Below are 16,746 nucleotides of genomic sequence, written 5' to 3' on the forward strand. Positions count from 1 at the left end.
TCCACTCCGGACGGGCTGCGGTGATCACCTGCACCCGGGCATCCTGCCTGACCGTCCCTAACAGACAGACGCCAGGGTTACGAGACGTCCCTTAGTAAGCTGTGGTCCACACTAATGTCGGAAAGGGACCTGTATGCCGGTTTGTAATGTGCGCCCCTTTCCGGTATCTCGGTACCAACTCGCGCCCGCCCGGCCCGCCACCAACGTCAGACCGAAGGCATAAATGGACGACAAAGAAGATGTCGAGCTAGCGCCGATCAATGAGAGAGTTAATCCGCACTCGTTCAAGCTAGTTGTCGGCGCAAGCACCACGAGCGCCATCGCTGGGGCACTCGGTCTTGTGGCGAACGCGGGTCAGTTCGCCTCCCTCACCCTCGACATCGCGCTCGTGTGCGTCGGCGCCGTTTCGGCGGTCTTGTGCGTCGTGGGCCTTCTGCGAAAGGGGTTCACCGACTCCAGGCGACGAGTGACTTTTGTGGCGACGATATTGTTGATCTCCGGCGCAGCTATAGGGGTCGGGATAAAACAACGGTTCGGAAGCGACCCCGAGTCTCTGCCGGCGAGTGACGCACAAGTCGAACCTGAACAGGTGAGGAGCCCCATTGCCAACGGGCACTTTCTGGAACCGCATGAACCCTTGCCGGCCTGCGCTCTGGCAAAGATCTACATCGAGGGCGGTGTCCCGAAGACCGGATGGGTATACGTCGTGGGGCACCGGGACCACGGGACCAGTCGCATATATTTCGTTACGGTCGAGAGAGCTTCAAATGACAGGTGGGCCAGCAGAGTTCCCACTGGCAGCAATGCGGCGGAAGTGTGGCTCCTTGCCGTGGCGGCCGACTGGGTCAACTACCTCCCAGAGTTGGCGCCGTCAGCTCAGTCAACTCGATGGTCCTCCGAGGATTTGCCGCCGGGATCTACGTCGCTTGACCACGCAACGTTTCCGCTGGCTGCCGGTTGTTAGCATTTGCGGCGGCTCGATCGGGTGTCACCAATCGGTAGTTCCGGATTATCCGCGTGCCTATCTGTGCAGCTTCTATTTTGAGTGAAATGCCTAATCCTGTGTAATCGACTCAGCGTGATCGAGTGCACTGACATCGGCAGATCCGAACGCCGAGCCGCCCGTCACTGGTAGGTCACCCTTATGCAACGTCAGCAATCGGACCGTCGGCGGGTCCTACAGGCGTCATGGATGCCGATCAGCATTAGGCCGGCTACTCGGATGCTGCTGTGTACAACCGGTCGTACCGAAATCTGCACCGGAGCCAGTGAGCCGAATCCAGCCTGACTCGACTCGGGCCCGCCGATCAACGACGAGAGCAACGCGGTCGGCCAAGCCGGCACTCGGCCCGGCCGACCGTGTTGCCGGCGTCTACACCCCTTCCCCGATGCGCAGTTGCACCTGGATCTCCTGGGCGCGTTCGGCCGCCGCGCTGGCACCGTAGTGCCGGGGCATGTCCTCCGAGGTCCAGCCCAACAGCAGCATCAGGTCGCCGGTGTTCCCGCCGGCACGCTTCCACTCGTGGGCGAAGTTGTGCCGCCAGCGGTGGGCGTGCACGTTCGCCACGCCCGCGGCGAGCCCCAACCGCTTCAGACGAATTTTGATGCCGTTGGCCGCCAACCTCCGCCCGCCGCGGTCGGCGAGCCACAGATCCGGCAGTTCCGAACCCTTGTGCTTGCCTCGGGCGCGCAGGTAGCGGCTGATGGCCCGCGCCGTCTTCGGCCCGAACCGCACCCGGCGGTCCTTGGCACCCTTGCCGTGGTAGTGCACCGACTCCGTGTTGAGGTCGACGTCGTCGAGCAGCAGGTTGCCGACCTCCGACAGCCGCGCCCCGGTGTTGTAGTACAGGCGGATGATCGCCTCGTCACGCAGGTGCGGGAAGGTCTTGCCCTTGCAGGCGTCGAGGAGTTTCTTCGTGTCCTCGTCCTGCATGATCGGGATCAGCTTCTGTGGTGTCTTGGGCTGTCGGACCCGATCCATCGGAGAGCGGTCGATGTCCTCCTCAGCCAGCAACCACTTGAAGAACTGCTGCAGACCTTTGTGCTTGTTCAACGCGGTCGACGCCGACCGGGTCTCGATCATCCACGCCTGGAACGCCTCCGCATGCCCCCGGGTCACCTCAGTGGGGTCCTCCGCGGCGTCGGCGGCATCAGGGTCCGGCGAATGCTCGGCCAGGTAGCGGGCCAACTGCGCCGCCGCGAGCAGGTAGTTGTACCGCGTCGTCTCCGGGTAGTTGCCCGCCCGCAGCGTCCGGTCCCAGTCGCGCAGGTATCCCGCCCAGGTCGAGGACAGGTCGATGGTGAGCTTGGTGAGGTCCAGTAGAGCCATGTCGGTCACCCGTCGAGTCAAGGGGTCGATAAGCGGCGTGCTCGACCTCGACGAACCACCATGAACACAAAAAAGAGGGTTTCCACAGGCTCTGACCTGCGGAAACCCTCTCGCTGTCGGGACGGCCGGATTCGAACCGACGACCCCTTGACCCCCAGTGAACTAGCGGGTCTGCCGGGGCTTGCCGGACGTTCCCGGCTCGTGCCGAACACGCAGGTCGATGGACGATCGGAGGTCCGCGTCACGTCAGGCTCTGTCGGGCCTTGCCAAACCGTCCGTGAGACGGTTGTGAGATATCACGGGAGCCCGGGCCGGGAGAGGCGTTGGAGGTCATCAGCCAGCGCCTCTCCGCACGTTGATGATCGGATCCTGTTCACAGAGTCGCACCGCCGTAACGGCATATGCCATCGTCGGCAATGAGCGGCGATGGCGCCGGACGGGGAATGACCCGTCCGCGGCGATCAGCTGCCGCGCCGCTCTGTCGTTAACCGGCCGTGCGCGAGTCGTCGCCTTCCTCAGTAGGCGCTCGGCGCGGTTGCGCGCCGGACCAGCGCCGCAACGTCATCGAGAATCTCGTGCGGCTGCCTCAAGAGGTCGAGCGGGTGATGGATGATCTCTATCGTCGTATTCCGGATGTGCTTGCGCTCCGGCGGAGTCGTTCCCTTCGCGTACACCAGCCATCCAGTTCGCACATCGAGGGCAGCACAGTAGGCGAGCATCTGGTAGGTGTCTCCGTTCGGGAAGCCCGACGTTGGATGCTCGAGCTTGTACTTTGCATCGAACACCGCGACGGGTCGGCCGTCGACCAGGTAGACCAGGTCGGGCCGAATCGGGATGCTCTGTTCGGCATCCAGATAGGTCCGATACTGCGCCTCCACAACTCCCGGGCAGGATCCGAGCGCCTCGCGGATCGCGGCGGCGACGAAGTTTTCGAAGACTGTGGCCATGTTGACGGCGAAGGCAGCGATTGCGATACCGCCGGCATCGGGCTCCGCGGACTGGTTATCGAGGATCAGCTCGGCCAGCCGGAGTGCGGGCACATACCTCATGTTGATCCGACTGGGGCTCCACAGGGGAACCGGCGCATGGGGTGGAAGGACGGGTACCCCGGCAAGGCGTGCGTCCAGCCGCTCTAGCCGCTCCCGTGCGGACGGCAGGAGCCGGGGCACGGCCAACATTCGGCGTACAGCGGTGCGGAGCAGTCGGTTCTCGACGATGTCGACGGTCCAGTCGTCGAACTGCACCTCGATCGGCAGCGGTATGGCTGGCCGACGGGCGAACTGCTCGGCGAATCGAACGCGTCCCCGGATCAGAGGGAGTGCCTCCTCGAACGATGTGTACCCCTGCAGGAGACCACCAGCGAGGGCCCGCTCGGCCTGCCGGATCAATGACTCCGCCAGTGCCGGCCATAGTCCTGACGCCGGTGCCGCAGTTACGTCCTCCGGGCGGAACCGCGGATCTTTCGCGTACCCGAGAAAGAACAGCAACCTCACCACGCCGACCTTCGGCTGCACCTGGACGTCGAGGTCTCCAGCGCGGACCGCGCCCACCTTGCCGCCAGGTCGAATACGCCAGCTCCTGCGCTCGGGGGTCAGCTTGACCAGGCCGGACGCCCGGAGTATCCGAACCTGAGCGTCGTCGAGGGGCCGCAGCACACCACTGGTATCCAGTTCCGGCAGGATGACCGCATCCACGCTGTCCACTGCTACCGCACGTCATCCGAATCATCGGCAATAACGACGGAAGCGGTTTGGGCACGGACCGCAGCCAGTCCGAATCGGCTGTGCACCTGCGCCCGGCTGAGTCGACCGTAGTAGTGCTCCTCGAGCAGCGGCAGCAGATCGTGCCGCCAGACGCGCTGGAGCGCAGCCTCATCGTCGAGGCCGGGCCGCATGAGATACGACGGCCCGATCTTGAAATCGTGGTCTTGGGCGCCGATCAGGGTGTTGAGTGAGGCCAACAGCCCGGCACGCTCGTCGTCTTCGCGGCCGTTGGCGGCAAGCCAACTCCCGAGAACATCGCGAACCGGATCCTCGTCGGGGTGTAGTTCGATGAACGCGAAGCGGCGTCGGATGGCGGCGTCGATCATCGCGATCGACCGATCAGCCGTGTTCATCGTCCCAATGATGAACACGTTGGGCGGCAAGTTGAAGGCCTCGGACGGCGAGTACTGCAGCCGCACCGTGGATTCGCGGTACTCGAGCAGGAAGTACAGCTCACCGAAGACCTTGGCCAGATTCGCCCGATTGATCTCATCGATGATCAGCACGTACGGGCGGTGCCGGTCGTTTCTTGCCTGCGAAGCGATCTCCCGCAGCGGGCCTGGTGTCTTAACAAAGCTCACGGCGCCGCCCTCCACGTTCTCGACCGGCCGGAACCCTTCGAAGAAGTCCTCGTAGGCGTACGAAGGGTGGAACTGCACGAGGCGTATCGCGTCACGCTCGGCCACGTGGCCCGCCAGCGCTCGGGCCAGGTAAGTCTTTCCCGTACCTGGTGGGCCGCAAAGAATGATCTGCGACCGTTCCTGCCAGAGCTCGAGCAGTTCGGTGAGCCAGGCCCTGCGCATGTGTACATGCTCCGCCAACGCCGCGGTGGCGGCGTTGAGTTTCAGGGTGATGGGGCCGACCGCTCGGTCCACGACGTTCGCCGTACTTGCCATGCCGGTTTCCTGCTCTACCTGGCTGATTGACTCGAAGAGCTCGATCAGCACTGACAGTGCACCGGTCAGATCAACCACGTTGCCCTGCTGATCTAGCTCCGCTGGCAGGGGCGCGGGAAGCGCGGCAGCATCGAGCGACGCGACGGCCCACTCGGCCGGCCGGCGCAGCTCACTACCGGCTGCGGCCGGACGAAACTCCGGCCCGCCGGCCAGGATTCCCAGATACATCCGGTCGTCGATGAGCGTCGTCACAATGTCGTCACTTTCCATCTGGCTGAGGAAAGCATGGAACTCGTTGGCGTAGCTGACACGTTGGGCGTAATCGAGATGCTGGTATCCGATGTCCACGGCCGACCGAATATCGGCCCGGGACGCGCCTAACGCGACCTCGCCGAGATGCGCGGCGCCGAGGGATACGAACGAGTCTTTCAGCCAGTCAGCCAGCAGGCTAGGACCGCCTTGACCCGGACGGATCAGCCAGGCTCGCCGTTCGCCGGGCGGCCTCTCCTTGACTCGCCACTGATTCACAAATGGCGGCAGGTAGTAGTCCACTGGCTGGCCGGTCTCGCTCTGGATTCTGGCGGTGATCCCGAGCAGATCGCGGTTGATGGATGGTGTTCGTTCGTCTGGGTCGCTGAAGGCGTCACGGATCGCCCGCTTGTGTCCGGTGTTAACGATCGGGAGGAAGTACGTGGGAAACCGCAGATAGAGCAGCGACTCTCGCAGGGATGGAACGATGCTGGCCTCGTCCACCAGGGCCTGCCATTCCCAGGGGTCGGCTAGCGCACGCTGCCGACGGTCGGGCGAGATGGTCCACCACTGGCGCAGGAGGACGACTGCGTCCGCCAGCCACTTCCAGATCATCGTGTGGCCGCCGATGCCACCGTTCCATGTCCCCTGCTCGAACGCGGCCAGCACCTGCTCCGGGATGGCAACTGGTTCCTTCATCCAGCCGAGCACTGTGCTTACCCGTTCGCGCAGCTTGCCGGCGCTCAGGTTCACCAACGGTAGTCCCTGCAGCGTCAGCAGCTCCGCTGCCAGTTGGATCGCGAGGTCGGATCCCTTGTCGAGCTGCCTGTGCAGCTTGACCATGAACGAGTCCGTGCCGGTATCGACCCGATCGTTGTAAAGGTGGAAAAGCTCTTTCGCTGTTTCCGCACTCCAGACTGGGCGTCCGGGCGTGAAAAGGGATCCGCCTCGATTCAAGCCCTGCTCGAGGAGCTCCCAGCCAACACGGCGGACCAATTCGTCGTCGCGGGGAGGGATAATCGCAGCACTATCGTCCATGATCCGCTTACTCCCCTAGCTGATCGTCAGGTCCGTAGGCGCAGAGCTCAGGTCAGGTCAGGCTGGGTCGACCGGTGAGGGGCGACCAGCTTGACGAACCGCCTGCTCCACACCAACCTCAGGCAGACAGAAAGAACCGAGGTCGAAAGAATATCTGCTGGATTCAGCCGGTCAAGCTCTACAAGAGAGCCGCCGGGATGCGCTGCTCGTCGGGCCGAGGCAGCTGCCGCCACCATGCGAGTCTGCCACCATGGTGGACTTAAGATCACCCCGACGATCACCTTCTCGCCAAGTACGAATCGATCTTGTAGCGTCAGCTTTTCCCGCGTAACGAGCACGGCCCGACGCAAGCTCCGAGCGGACTATTCGGCTGCATGAGGATGAGTAGTGCCGGACGGCAGGATCCCGGCTGCCCCAGGGCGATGCGGTAACGCTCTACAAGCCAGGCGTTCGCAAGGCGCTGCCACGACCTATTGATGCGGGCGCAGACCCGCTACCGTGATGCCATCGGGGATCATCGTTGGGGGGATTGGTGCGGCCGAGTCGACGTCCACCCATCGCTCTTCAGCTGTCACTGCTCATCATCGCCGTCCTGCTGGAGATCGCGGCCAACTTCTTCGCTAACGCCGACACGTCACCGCTTTCCGCCGGGATCCGTCAGGCCGCCGGTCCGGCGTTGATCGTCCTGCTGGTGGTGCTGATCGTCGGGAACGGCCTGGTGCTGTGGTGGCAGGCACCTCGCAGTCCGCGGCCGGTGTGGCGGTCGGATCGCAGCCCCTATCCGGGGCTCTCAGCCTTCACCGAGCAGGACGCGTCGGTGTTCTTCGGCAGGGATGAGCAGGTCACTGAGCTAGTGCGACGCCTACACGAGCTGGGCCTGGACGCGCCCGCCCGGTTCGTCTGCGTTACCGGCGCCTCCGGCAGCGGCAAGTCGTCCCTGGTCCACGCCGGCATCGTTCCCCGGCTGCGAGAGGGGCGGTGGCAGGTGTTGCCAGCGGTCACGCCTGCGGGTGAGCCGCTCGGCGTGCTCGCGGACCTGGCCGTGACACTGGGCGCAGCCGACCGCGCCTCCGCGTTGAGGGAGGTGCGGTCCCGCCCGGACAGCCTCGCCCGCCACCTGACGGCCTGGCGGGCTCGTAAGGGACATCGGCACGGGCGCGTCCTGCTGATTCTCGACCAGCTCGAGGAACTGGTAACACTATCCAGTGCTGCCGAACAGGCCACGTTCCTGGAGCAGATCGCGACGGCGCTCGACGCCGACCGGAGGCTCTGGGTTGTCGCGACGCTCCGTGTCGAGTTCCTCGCCGACCTTCTCGCCGGGCCCCGCCCGGAGCTCTTCGCTAGCCCGGTTGCGCTGGGCACCATGCGGCCGGCGGACCTCGTCGCGGTCGTAGAGCAGCCCGCCCAGCTCGCCGGAACTCGCTTCGAAGACGGCCTCGTCGAGCAGATCGTCGCCGACACCGCTACACCGGACGCGTTGCCACTGCTGGCGTACCTGCTTCAGGAGCTACACCGGGCGGCTGGGCCAGGCCAAACTGCTACCCGCCAGGCGTACCAGGCCCTCGGCGGTGTCGCGGGGGCGCTGGGCCGCCAGGCCGACGCCGCGATGGCGGAGGTGCGGCGTGAGAGCAGCACTGAGGACGTACTGGCCACCCTGCTCCGTCTGGTGGCGATGGAGGGTGCCGAGCCGACTCGGCGCCGGGTGCCGCTGCGGGACCTGTCTGACATTCAGCGTCGGGTGATCGGTGTCTTCACCGATGCTCGGCTGCTGACCATCGACGTGACCGACGGGGCGCCGTACGCGCAGGTCGCACACGAGGCGTTGTTCCGCCGGTGGGCGCCGCTGCGCCAGCAGGTGGAAGCACGGGCGGAACAACTTCGTCGGCGTACCGAGCTGGAGCGGTGGGCAGCGGACTGGGTCCACGCCGGGCGCAGCGCCGACTACCTGCTCACCGGGGAGCGACTTGAGTTGGCCGGGCAGTGGCTAGAAGCGATGGAGTCCGCCGGCCAGGACAGCCCCGCCGCCCGCGCCCTGGTGAACGCCTCCCGCAGCCGGGACACCGCGTTCCTGCACCGGGTGTCCGAGACGATCGGGCAGTTCGCGCTCGGCAACGTCGACCGCTACCCGGAGCTCGCGGTGCTGCTGACCTCGGCCGCCCTGCAGGAGTGTCCACCAACGCCGATCGCCCGCCGGGCCCTGATGGCAGCGCTGGCGTTCAGCCATACCGAGGCGGTGCTCGCCGGGCACACCGACGCCGTCCGCGGAGTCGCCTGGTCACCCGACGGCACCCATCTCGTCACCGCCTCCAGGGACGGCACCGCACGGATCTGGCACGCGGACACCGGCACCGTCGTGCGGGTACTGAGTGGGCACACCGGCATGGTGGACGCCGTCGACTGGTCACCCGACGCTACCCGCCTCGCTACCGCTTCCCGCGACGGCACGGTCCGGGTGTGGGACGCCGCAACGGCGGCAACGGTCGCGGTGCTGCCCTGCGCAGACGTGGCACGCGGCGTCACCTGGTCCCCCGACGGGTCCCGGCTCGCCGGATCGAGCCGGGACCGGACGGTCCAAGTCTGGGACACCACCACCTGGCAGCTGACCGCCCGCCTGCTCGGCCACGAAGGAGACGTGTGGGGCCTGCGGTTCGCCCCCGACTCCCGCCGGCTGGCCTCCGCCTCCCACGACCGGTCCGTCATCGTCTGGAACCTCGCCACCGCCAAAGCGGAGCGGAGGCTGACGGGGCACGGTGACTTCGTCGAGGCCATCGCCTGGTCCCCAGACGGGAACCAGCTCGTCACCGGATCCGGCGACCAGACCGTGCGGATCTGGGACGTGACAAACGGTGAGACCCGACACGTCATCGGCGGACAGGGATCACCCGTCTGGTCGGTCGCCTGGTCCCCCGATGGTCGCACCGTCGTGTTCGCCAGCGGCGACGGCAGCGTCCGCGCCTGGGACGTCCACCGGCTGCGGGAGATGGCTGAGCTGCGGGGGCACTCCCAGGTCGCCTGGTCCGTCGCACTGTCCCCCGACGGACGACGAGCAGTCAGTGGCTCTGGCGACGGCACCGCCCGTCTGTGGACGATCCAGCCGCGCGGCGCCGAACAGCGCCTACTCGCTGGACACGACGGACCGGTCACCGCTCTTGCTCTGGACCGGACAGCGAAGATCGTCACCGGCGGCGCCGACGGCACCGTCCGAATCTGGCAGCCGGACGGCACGGCCGACGTGATGGCTCTGCCTGAGCCGGTCTTGTCGGTTGCCTGTTCGCCGACAGCCGACCTGATCGCCGTGGTCGTGCGCGACGGATCGATCCACCTGATCGGCACCGACAGCGACGTGCAGATCGGGGCTGAGGCGGAGTCGCTGGCCTGGTCACCGGACGGGTCCCGGCTGGCCGCAGGCTGCAAAGACAATTCCGTACGAGTGTGGGATGTCCGCACGAGCAGTTCCGCCGGCGTTCTGCGCGGACACGCCGACTGGGTGGGCACGCTCGCCTGGTCACCGAGCGGTCGGTACCTCGCCTCCGGCTCCGACGACCGAACCGTCCGGGTCTGGGACATCGAACACCCCGGCGAGAGCACCGTTCACTCAGGGCATCAGAATTATGTGGACGGGCTCAGCTGGGCACCTGACGAGCGCCGGCTCGCCACCTGCTCCGCCGACTGGACGGTCCGCGTCTGGGACCTGACGGGATCCGACCAGCCGCGGGTAATGACCGGCCACGACAAGCGAGTCCGCTCGGTGGCCTGGGCACCAGACGGCCGACGCCTCGCGTCCTGCTCAGACGACCGCACCATACGGATCTGGGCCAGCGCGGACGACGACCAAAGCGAGGTGGTCGGCGTTCACCGCGACGCTGTGACCAGCCTGGCGTGGCTGCCGGACGGGCGGCAGATCGTGACTGGCTCGGTGGATGGCACTGCCCGCGTGTGGGCGGACGTCGTCGACTTGGACGAGCTGACCGTGGCAGCAGGCTCACGGGCATTCCGTGCGCTCACGAACGACGAACGGCAGGCCCATCTACTACCTGGCCACCCGGACTCATAGCGTCTGCTCGACATCGCGGGTCTCCTCGCCAACCAGGTAGTCGTCCGGGTCCAGGCCGAGCGTCTTGCGTCGTTCCGACGCCCAGTAGGCGGCGTTGGCCTCCTCGAACGACTCAGGACCCTCGTGGGAGATCACCCAGATGTGCTGATTCCGCGCCCGGTCCTTCCACGACCCATGGATCTCGAAGCCAAGGTCACGGCGCAGCGGGACGACCAGCCGCTGCCATCGGTCCACCCAATCATCCAGCAGCCCAGCCCGGACCGTGTACGTACGCATCTGCACAGTCCTTGCCATACGCGCCACCTCATTCGTGCGGTGATCCCAGGGCCTTGCGCCATCGACCCTAGCCGAAGCCGTGGAACCAAGCCGGTCACGGAATCCACCACCGGACGACGTCGGGCGACCGCAGCGAGCCACTCCTTTCCCGAAGCATCGGCCATCCTGTCTGCCATCGACCCGCCCGCCGGGGAGCGGGCCGCCGCCCGGCCCGCCACGGCCTGCGGACCTCGACGGCTCGTACGGACGCTGGCGGGCCGGGCGGCGGTCTGCTCGGCTTGCCCGGGTCGTTGGCAGACAGGATGGCCTACCGCCACCACCCTCGGAGCCGGCGGCCGCGGACGGCCCCCGGCCATCCAGGAGCCGGAGCGCCCCCGCCGGAGGCGCAATGACCGCAAACCACGCGTCGCGCAACTCGCCGACGCAGCCGGGGCCCTCCCTCACATCGCGCATGGTCACTCCGCCCCGCCCGGAGACCGCGCCCGACCACCGAGGCCGCACCACGTAGTGCCGCACGTCGTGCCACCCGAGGGCGGAAGCACTGCTGACTCCGACTCGGGACATCCCGGAATGCGTCCTCACCTCACATCTTGCCATCTGCCTGGAGATTAGAACATCTGTACGCTTTGGCTAGATCATTGGTTTGCGCGTGTTGCTGGCATGAGGTTGACGCGCGGGATATGTTGTGCGGCTCGCTGCTGGGCCGACCTTCGGCCCACCCATCGTTGTCCGGCACGAGACAAACGCGGCGACTGTCCACGGCCGGCAAGCCGAAAGGGCTCTTTCGTGGTCGCCGAACACCCTTCGCAGCGTGTCCTGCTCACCTGGGCTGACATCACCGCCGCTGCAGCAGAACTTGAGCCGGATATGCGGGACCTGCTTCTGGAGCTAATCCGGGCCAAGAACCCGAATCTGGCAACGAGCGTCACCACCGCTGACGGGCCTTGGTATGTACGGAACGTGCATGTCCGGGGTCACATAGGAGTCGCCGAGGAAGCCGTCGACCTGCCTCTAAAGCCAACTGCGGGCCTCACGATCGTCACCGCGCGCAACGGCACCGGTAAGACGAGCATCGCCGACGGCGCCCGACACACCCTTAGCAGCGGAACCAAGCGGTCCTACCAGGTGCTGGCGAACAACATTCATTATCCGCACCGCGACATTGTCACCACAGTCAGCAACGGGCGACGCGACATAGAGATTTTCTGCGGGGCAGATGAGGTTGTTCAATGGCGCAACGCGGACGGTTCACTCAGTACGCCGCCCAGCGAGTGGACGGAGGCATTCGAACGCTACATGCCAGTGCTGCTGTATCCGGAGATGTCCCAGGTCATTCAAGATCCGAGTAATCTGCACACGTTCCTAAAAGACGCGTTTGAGTTGACCGCACTCGAAGAACTACAGGCCCTGCTCAAAACTGACCGGGACAAGGGCGCGGTGGCCAGGCGCCTTGTAGAGGCCGCCCACACGAGCGCCCTGAACGGCATCGTTAAGGCGGGCCAGGAAGAACTGGCCAGGACGGTGCGGAACTGCGGCGCCTTCCCGGACGAGGAGGCCCAGGCTCGGATCATGGTGTTGACCGAAACCTTGCCGGAGACGGCGCCGCCGCCGCTGGGCCTGCCCGACACCTGGGCGGTGGATGACGGGCTTCGCGTACGGGCCGTCAACGCGCTCGTCCGGCTGGAAAACGCCATCGGTTCGGATGCGGCCGGGGCAAACGCGCTCCTGGCGGTGCTTCAAAAGGCACTTGCCCTCGGTGACGCGCGGCTCGACGACCTCCGTGACCGGGACGTATGCCCGGTTTGTGGGGCGGCCGGGCACGAGTGGATACGGCGTGCCTCCGAGGATGCCGACCGGCTGAGGACGGCTACCCGGGAGCTGCGCAATGCGAAGGCCGCCGCAGCTACGGCGCTGGGCGACCTTGGCAGAAGCTTCCCGACCCCGCTGACCGAATCGCTGCGCCGGGCACTGACCCAAGTGACGGATTCCGCGACTGAACTACGGATTAGGCAGTGGGACCGGCTCGTCCGCCTGGCCACAGATTTCGCCACCATGGCGCCATCCGTGGCGTCGCTGACTGAGGCGCTTGACGAGAGCGCCGATCTAGTCGGTTGGTACGCGAAGGTCCGCGACGACCTTCTCGCCCGGCGTGACGACGTCATCACCGCGCAGGCAACGGTCCGCGCGCACATCGGATCGTGGATGGACGTCCGCAGCCAGGAACGGCCGGCGCTGACGAGGCTCGCTGTGGCCGAGCGGCTGGACCGCAAGGTCGACCGGTGGATCCGAACCGCGCGTGAGGACATCTTCGCGCCCATCGGGAAGGAGGTGATGGAGTTGTGGTCCGTGCTCAACCCGGACGCGGACCTCAAGCTGACCGGCATCGCTCTCACCGGCGGTACGAAGATGCGGCGAAATGTGGCGTTGGACCTCGTCGACGGCGACGTCGCGCTGCCAGCCGGCAAGAACAGCTCCGCGGTCCTAAGTACCGGCCAGCGCAACGCACTCTCGCTGGCCACGTACCTGCCCCGTGCTACTCAGCCAGAAAGTCCCTTCGGATTCCTCATCCTCGACGACCCGATCCACGCGTTCGACACCTGGCGAGTGCGGTACCTGGCTCGGCACCTGATGACCCTCGCTGAGCGCTTCCAGGTCGTCGTATTCACTCACGACGACCGCCTCTGGCGCGAGCTTCGTGGCCTGGGCGCAATGCCGTCGCACATCCGTATGGACCGGCACGGTGACGGCCGGCCGCAGGTCCGAGTGAGGCACGTGGCTAGCCCCGGGATTCAGCGGCTTGACGAGATCCAGCGAATCCTCGGGGCGGAGAAGGCGGCATCCATCGGAACCCCCGCCGCCGTCACCGCAATGACGCTTGCCATCTGCCGGCAGGCGGTCGATACCGAAGTCGTCGCACAGATCGAGATGCTGGGCCGGCAGGTCGGCTCGCCCGAAGCCACAGTCGTCGCCGACCTTCGAAAAGCGCGGAAGACTCTCGACCAGTTGGCGCTCCTAAACACCTATGCCCGCCGTGCGGGCCTGCGAGCCATCGACGTCAACGGCTTCACCCCGACCGTGCACGCACTCAACGGCGCAGCGCACGGCCGCGCCCCTGAGGGAGACCCGCAGCTTTGGATACGCCAAACTCGGAAGATCATTAAAGCCGTTCAGCAGATCGGGAGCTGAGATGGCAACCTACCCGGACGTCGAGCTAGCGGATCTCCAGGCCGCCTACCAGGGGTGGCCCGGCGGCACGGCCGAAAAGGCGGCGCTCGCGGCGCTGGTGCTCCGCGTTCGCATCGAGCGCGCAGCGGCCAGGCTGCCCAGCACGGTGATTGCTGCGAAGCCGGACATCTCGATGATCGAACGACGGCTGTACCTCAGCATCGGCGAGCCAGGGCTCTCGCCAGAGGCCCAGCTCTGCCGCATGCAGGCGATCGCCGGCGCGCTAGAGGCATACGTCGCGATCTGCGAGATCCTGCACGGCCGCAACCCAGATCCGGCACCTCCCCTGGAGGATATCGATGCATGGACTTCGGCCGTCGACGCGCTTGAGGAAGACCTATACCCGGCTCCTGCGGCCGCCCGGGACCGAACGTTGCAGGGCGCAACTACGGGAGGGTAAGTCGCAGTGACAGCTGGCCAACGGCCACGCCCCGTGTGCGGCTCAGAACCCGTCGAGCAGCGGCTGATAGGCCCCGCCAGCACCCACGGTCAGACCTGTTTGCCTCCGAGCCGCGGCGCACCGGGCTTCAGTTCCCTACGAGTCGGTGCGCCGGTTCTGCTTCCTGTCCTCGGCGGCGACGCCTTCGTCCGCCAGTAGCCGAACTTCAACGCGGCGGCCTGCGTGCCGAGATGGTTCGGGCCGAGGAGCCGGGCCATTCATTGATCCTGGAGGTCACGCCAGGCGAGGTCAGTGAGCGTCTCGCCCGTCTCGACGGTCCAGCGCGCGGTTCCCTGAACAGCAACCGGGTGCTTTTCCCAACCAGCCTCCTCCCATATTTTCATGATCAACCCGGACGGTGAATATTGCTGGCCGTCTGCCGACCACAAGATCGGCCTTGATCGATGAGGAACCCACGTGCCTCGCGCTCGTCGAGCGTCTGCAGCCAGCCAGTCCCGCGTAGCCTCGATTTCAGCGGCCAGCGGGGTGAGCAGTGTGAGAGCCGCACCTTCGTCTAGAAGGCCTCGGTCGATGATGACCGAGACTGCATTAGGACGGCGCTTACGTTTGGTGGGTGGTACGCGTCGGTACTTGTTGTGGACATTGATGCTCTCCACCTCCGCTCCGGTGAGCACCTTCTGTGTCACTTCGCGACAGCGGTCGACATCCGCGCATACTGATCGAATCTGGGACCGATCCGAGTAGAGGGCATCGATCACCGCGACGACCGTCGGTAACAGCCCCTCCACCAAGTCTCCGACTTGCGCAAGTGCCTGCGCAGCCCAATCGAGTCGGGGGTCAGGCTCGTCGATGGATTCGGTGTCGAGTTGATGGAAGACCAGGTGCGTGAGCAGGTAAACACCATGATCCGCGAGCGCGGCACCGCGACCCTCGTACCGAGGCTTCAGGTCGTGGAGTGTCCGCCGCACCTGGCGTAGGATCTGCACCGCGTTCCACAACAGGTAGACCCCCGGCTGCGGCCGAAAAAGAACGTCGTAGATTCCTTGCGAGCCCCTCTCCCAGAGCACGTCGAGAGTCGTCGCCATGCGAGCCGCGTATTGGCTATCGGGATGGGCGCAAGCAAGGGCACAGGCGGCTTCCACGACCGAACATCCAGTGTCTGGCTCTGGCTCAAGCTCACCGCGGCGAACACTGTAGTCGAGCCCCAGCTCGGCGCGCATCTCCTCCAAGATCGATGCCTGCACTGGGTCCAGCGCAATGAAGTCTCGATACTCAACCTTGTTCTGCCGGTTGGTCGCCTGAGTGGCCTGTTTTGCGAATTCGACAGACTTGCCCGTCACGATGACACGGACGCCCACCTGCGCTGACGCGACATCGTCATCTGCCTCGAGGGCTTCCGCCACCGACTTAACTGTCTGGGCACCATTCACCACGCTTGCGTTTTTCAACGTCAGCCGAAGCGGGCGAGACTGTGGCGCACGCATTGACTGCTGGACACGTTCAACCGATTCGCAAAGGATCGTGACGCCATTGTTGAAGTACCAAAAGTGGGCAGGCTCATCAACCAACGTCTCAATCATCTCGTTGTTGATAGGCGTGCGGCCAAGCGGATTACGAATGTTCAAATGGAAGAGATTGGAGCCGTTCTTCGCCCAATCGGCGACTTGGTCGGCTTGGACGACACCCTGATAAGACTCGTAGGGGACCGTGATGGGAAACCACGGGAACAGCTCCGCTTCCAGATCGACGGGCCGAGGCGCCATGTCCTCACGCACGGAGGTCCAAATTTCAGCAGAGAGAATAATGCGGTTGTCCAGAACAGGGCCATGACGGTTGAACTCGGTCTCTCCAGCCTCGACGGCGGCTAAGAAGCCCGCGGTTACCGGCTCGGCACGCATCAGCACGATCACCTGCGTCACAGGAACCGGTCCGCTGGACATTACGGTCTTGGCTGACTCAGCAAGGGGCCGGCCGCGGAAGTTGAACGGAGTGAAGTTTTCGTCGTCAATGAGCCGCAGCCCGGCGAGCAACTCCATCACCGCAGACCGCTCGGACTTGGCGTTTCCGTACTTACTCCACTTTGCCTGAACGAGGAAGACGTGGGGGTCAGGACCACCAATCACGGCAATCGCATCGATGCCTTGGTCTCCGTCGCCATCGATCACGGCAGCAGCCGCGTCCTGCGGCGTCCAACCCGTCACCATCCGCACGGCTTGCGCCGCGAGTGCTCGGGAAAGCGCGCGCGGTGTAAGCTCCTCCTCCGGCTTGTCCTCGAGATCGCTGAGGTCGAGAAGGCCCGATTCCACATAGACTGATCGAAGGGCTGCTTCGACCTGTCGCACCTGGACAGCCGCCTCTACTTGACTAGAGCCGCGTCGAATCGAGCTCAAAGCTTCGCCCCCTAAATCCGCAGCCTCAGCCCACAGTGGATGGCTCATCCTACGCGTTTGAGCCGGTGGAAGCTTACCTGCAGCCAGCGGACGACATCGATCAACCTGAGCCGCTGCGGGCCTCTC

General features: G+C 65.5%; 9 protein-coding genes. 4 read left to right on the top strand and 5 right to left on the bottom strand.

Annotated elements, in window-relative coordinates; all coding sequences use genetic code 11:
- Window positions 1-223 precede the first annotated feature (223 nt).
- A complete protein-coding gene (locus ABZU52_RS11580; protein WP_354970994.1) occupies window positions 224-964 on the top strand; it encodes a hypothetical protein in 741 nt (246 codons plus the stop codon).
- 408 nt (window positions 965-1,372) lie between these two features.
- Here the strand turns inward: ABZU52_RS11580 and ABZU52_RS11585 are convergent, their stop codons facing one another.
- From ABZU52_RS11585 to ABZU52_RS11595, 3 genes are all read right to left on the bottom strand, one after another.
- Entirely contained in the window at window positions 1,373-2,329 is a 957-nt protein-coding gene (locus ABZU52_RS11585) for a tyrosine-type recombinase/integrase (RefSeq protein ID WP_354970995.1), read from the bottom strand.
- Window positions 2,330-2,844: 515 nt separating this feature from the next.
- A complete protein-coding gene (locus tag ABZU52_RS11590) occupies window positions 2,845-4,032 on the bottom strand; it encodes a restriction endonuclease (protein WP_354970996.1) in 1,188 nt (395 codons plus the stop codon).
- 2 nt (window positions 4,033-4,034) lie between these two features.
- The gene (locus ABZU52_RS11595; RefSeq protein ID WP_354970997.1) at window positions 4,035-6,275 is read right to left on the bottom strand and encodes an AAA family ATPase; all 2,241 of its coding nucleotides are present in this window, start codon (window positions 6,273-6,275) and stop codon (window positions 4,035-4,037) included.
- A 532-nt stretch (window positions 6,276-6,807) separates the two neighbouring features.
- Here ABZU52_RS11595 and ABZU52_RS11600 point away from each other — a divergent pair.
- Window positions 6,808-10,329: an AAA family ATPase gene (locus tag ABZU52_RS11600; protein WP_354971044.1), complete on the top strand. Its 3,522-nt coding sequence runs from the start codon at window positions 6,808-6,810 to the stop codon at window positions 10,327-10,329.
- On the opposite strand, the gene ABZU52_RS11605 is transcribed toward ABZU52_RS11600, so the two are convergent.
- Entirely contained in the window at window positions 10,324-10,605 is a 282-nt protein-coding gene (locus tag ABZU52_RS11605; protein WP_354970998.1) for an NIPSNAP family containing protein, read from the bottom strand. The genes ABZU52_RS11600 and ABZU52_RS11605 overlap by 6 nt on opposite strands.
- A gap of 786 nt (window positions 10,606-11,391) precedes the next feature.
- Between ABZU52_RS11605 and ABZU52_RS11610 the strand changes: the two genes are divergently transcribed.
- Entirely contained in the window at window positions 11,392-13,791 is a 2,400-nt protein-coding gene (locus ABZU52_RS11610; protein WP_354970999.1) for a hypothetical protein, read from the top strand.
- Window position 13,792: 1 nt separating this feature from the next.
- Window positions 13,793-14,230, top strand: coding sequence for a hypothetical protein (locus tag ABZU52_RS11615; protein WP_354971000.1), 438 nt, complete (start codon window positions 13,793-13,795; stop codon window positions 14,228-14,230).
- Between the two features lie 257 nt (window positions 14,231-14,487).
- Here ABZU52_RS11615 and ABZU52_RS11620 read toward each other — a convergent pair whose 3' ends face one another.
- Window positions 14,488-16,572: an AIPR family protein gene (locus ABZU52_RS11620; RefSeq protein ID WP_354971001.1), complete on the bottom strand. Its 2,085-nt coding sequence runs from the start codon at window positions 16,570-16,572 to the stop codon at window positions 14,488-14,490.
- Window positions 16,573-16,746 lie beyond the last annotated feature (174 nt).

It is taken from the genome of Micromonospora sp. NPDC005220 (assembly GCF_040607895.1).
Classification (GTDB): Bacteria; Actinomycetota; Actinomycetes; order Mycobacteriales; family Micromonosporaceae; genus Micromonospora.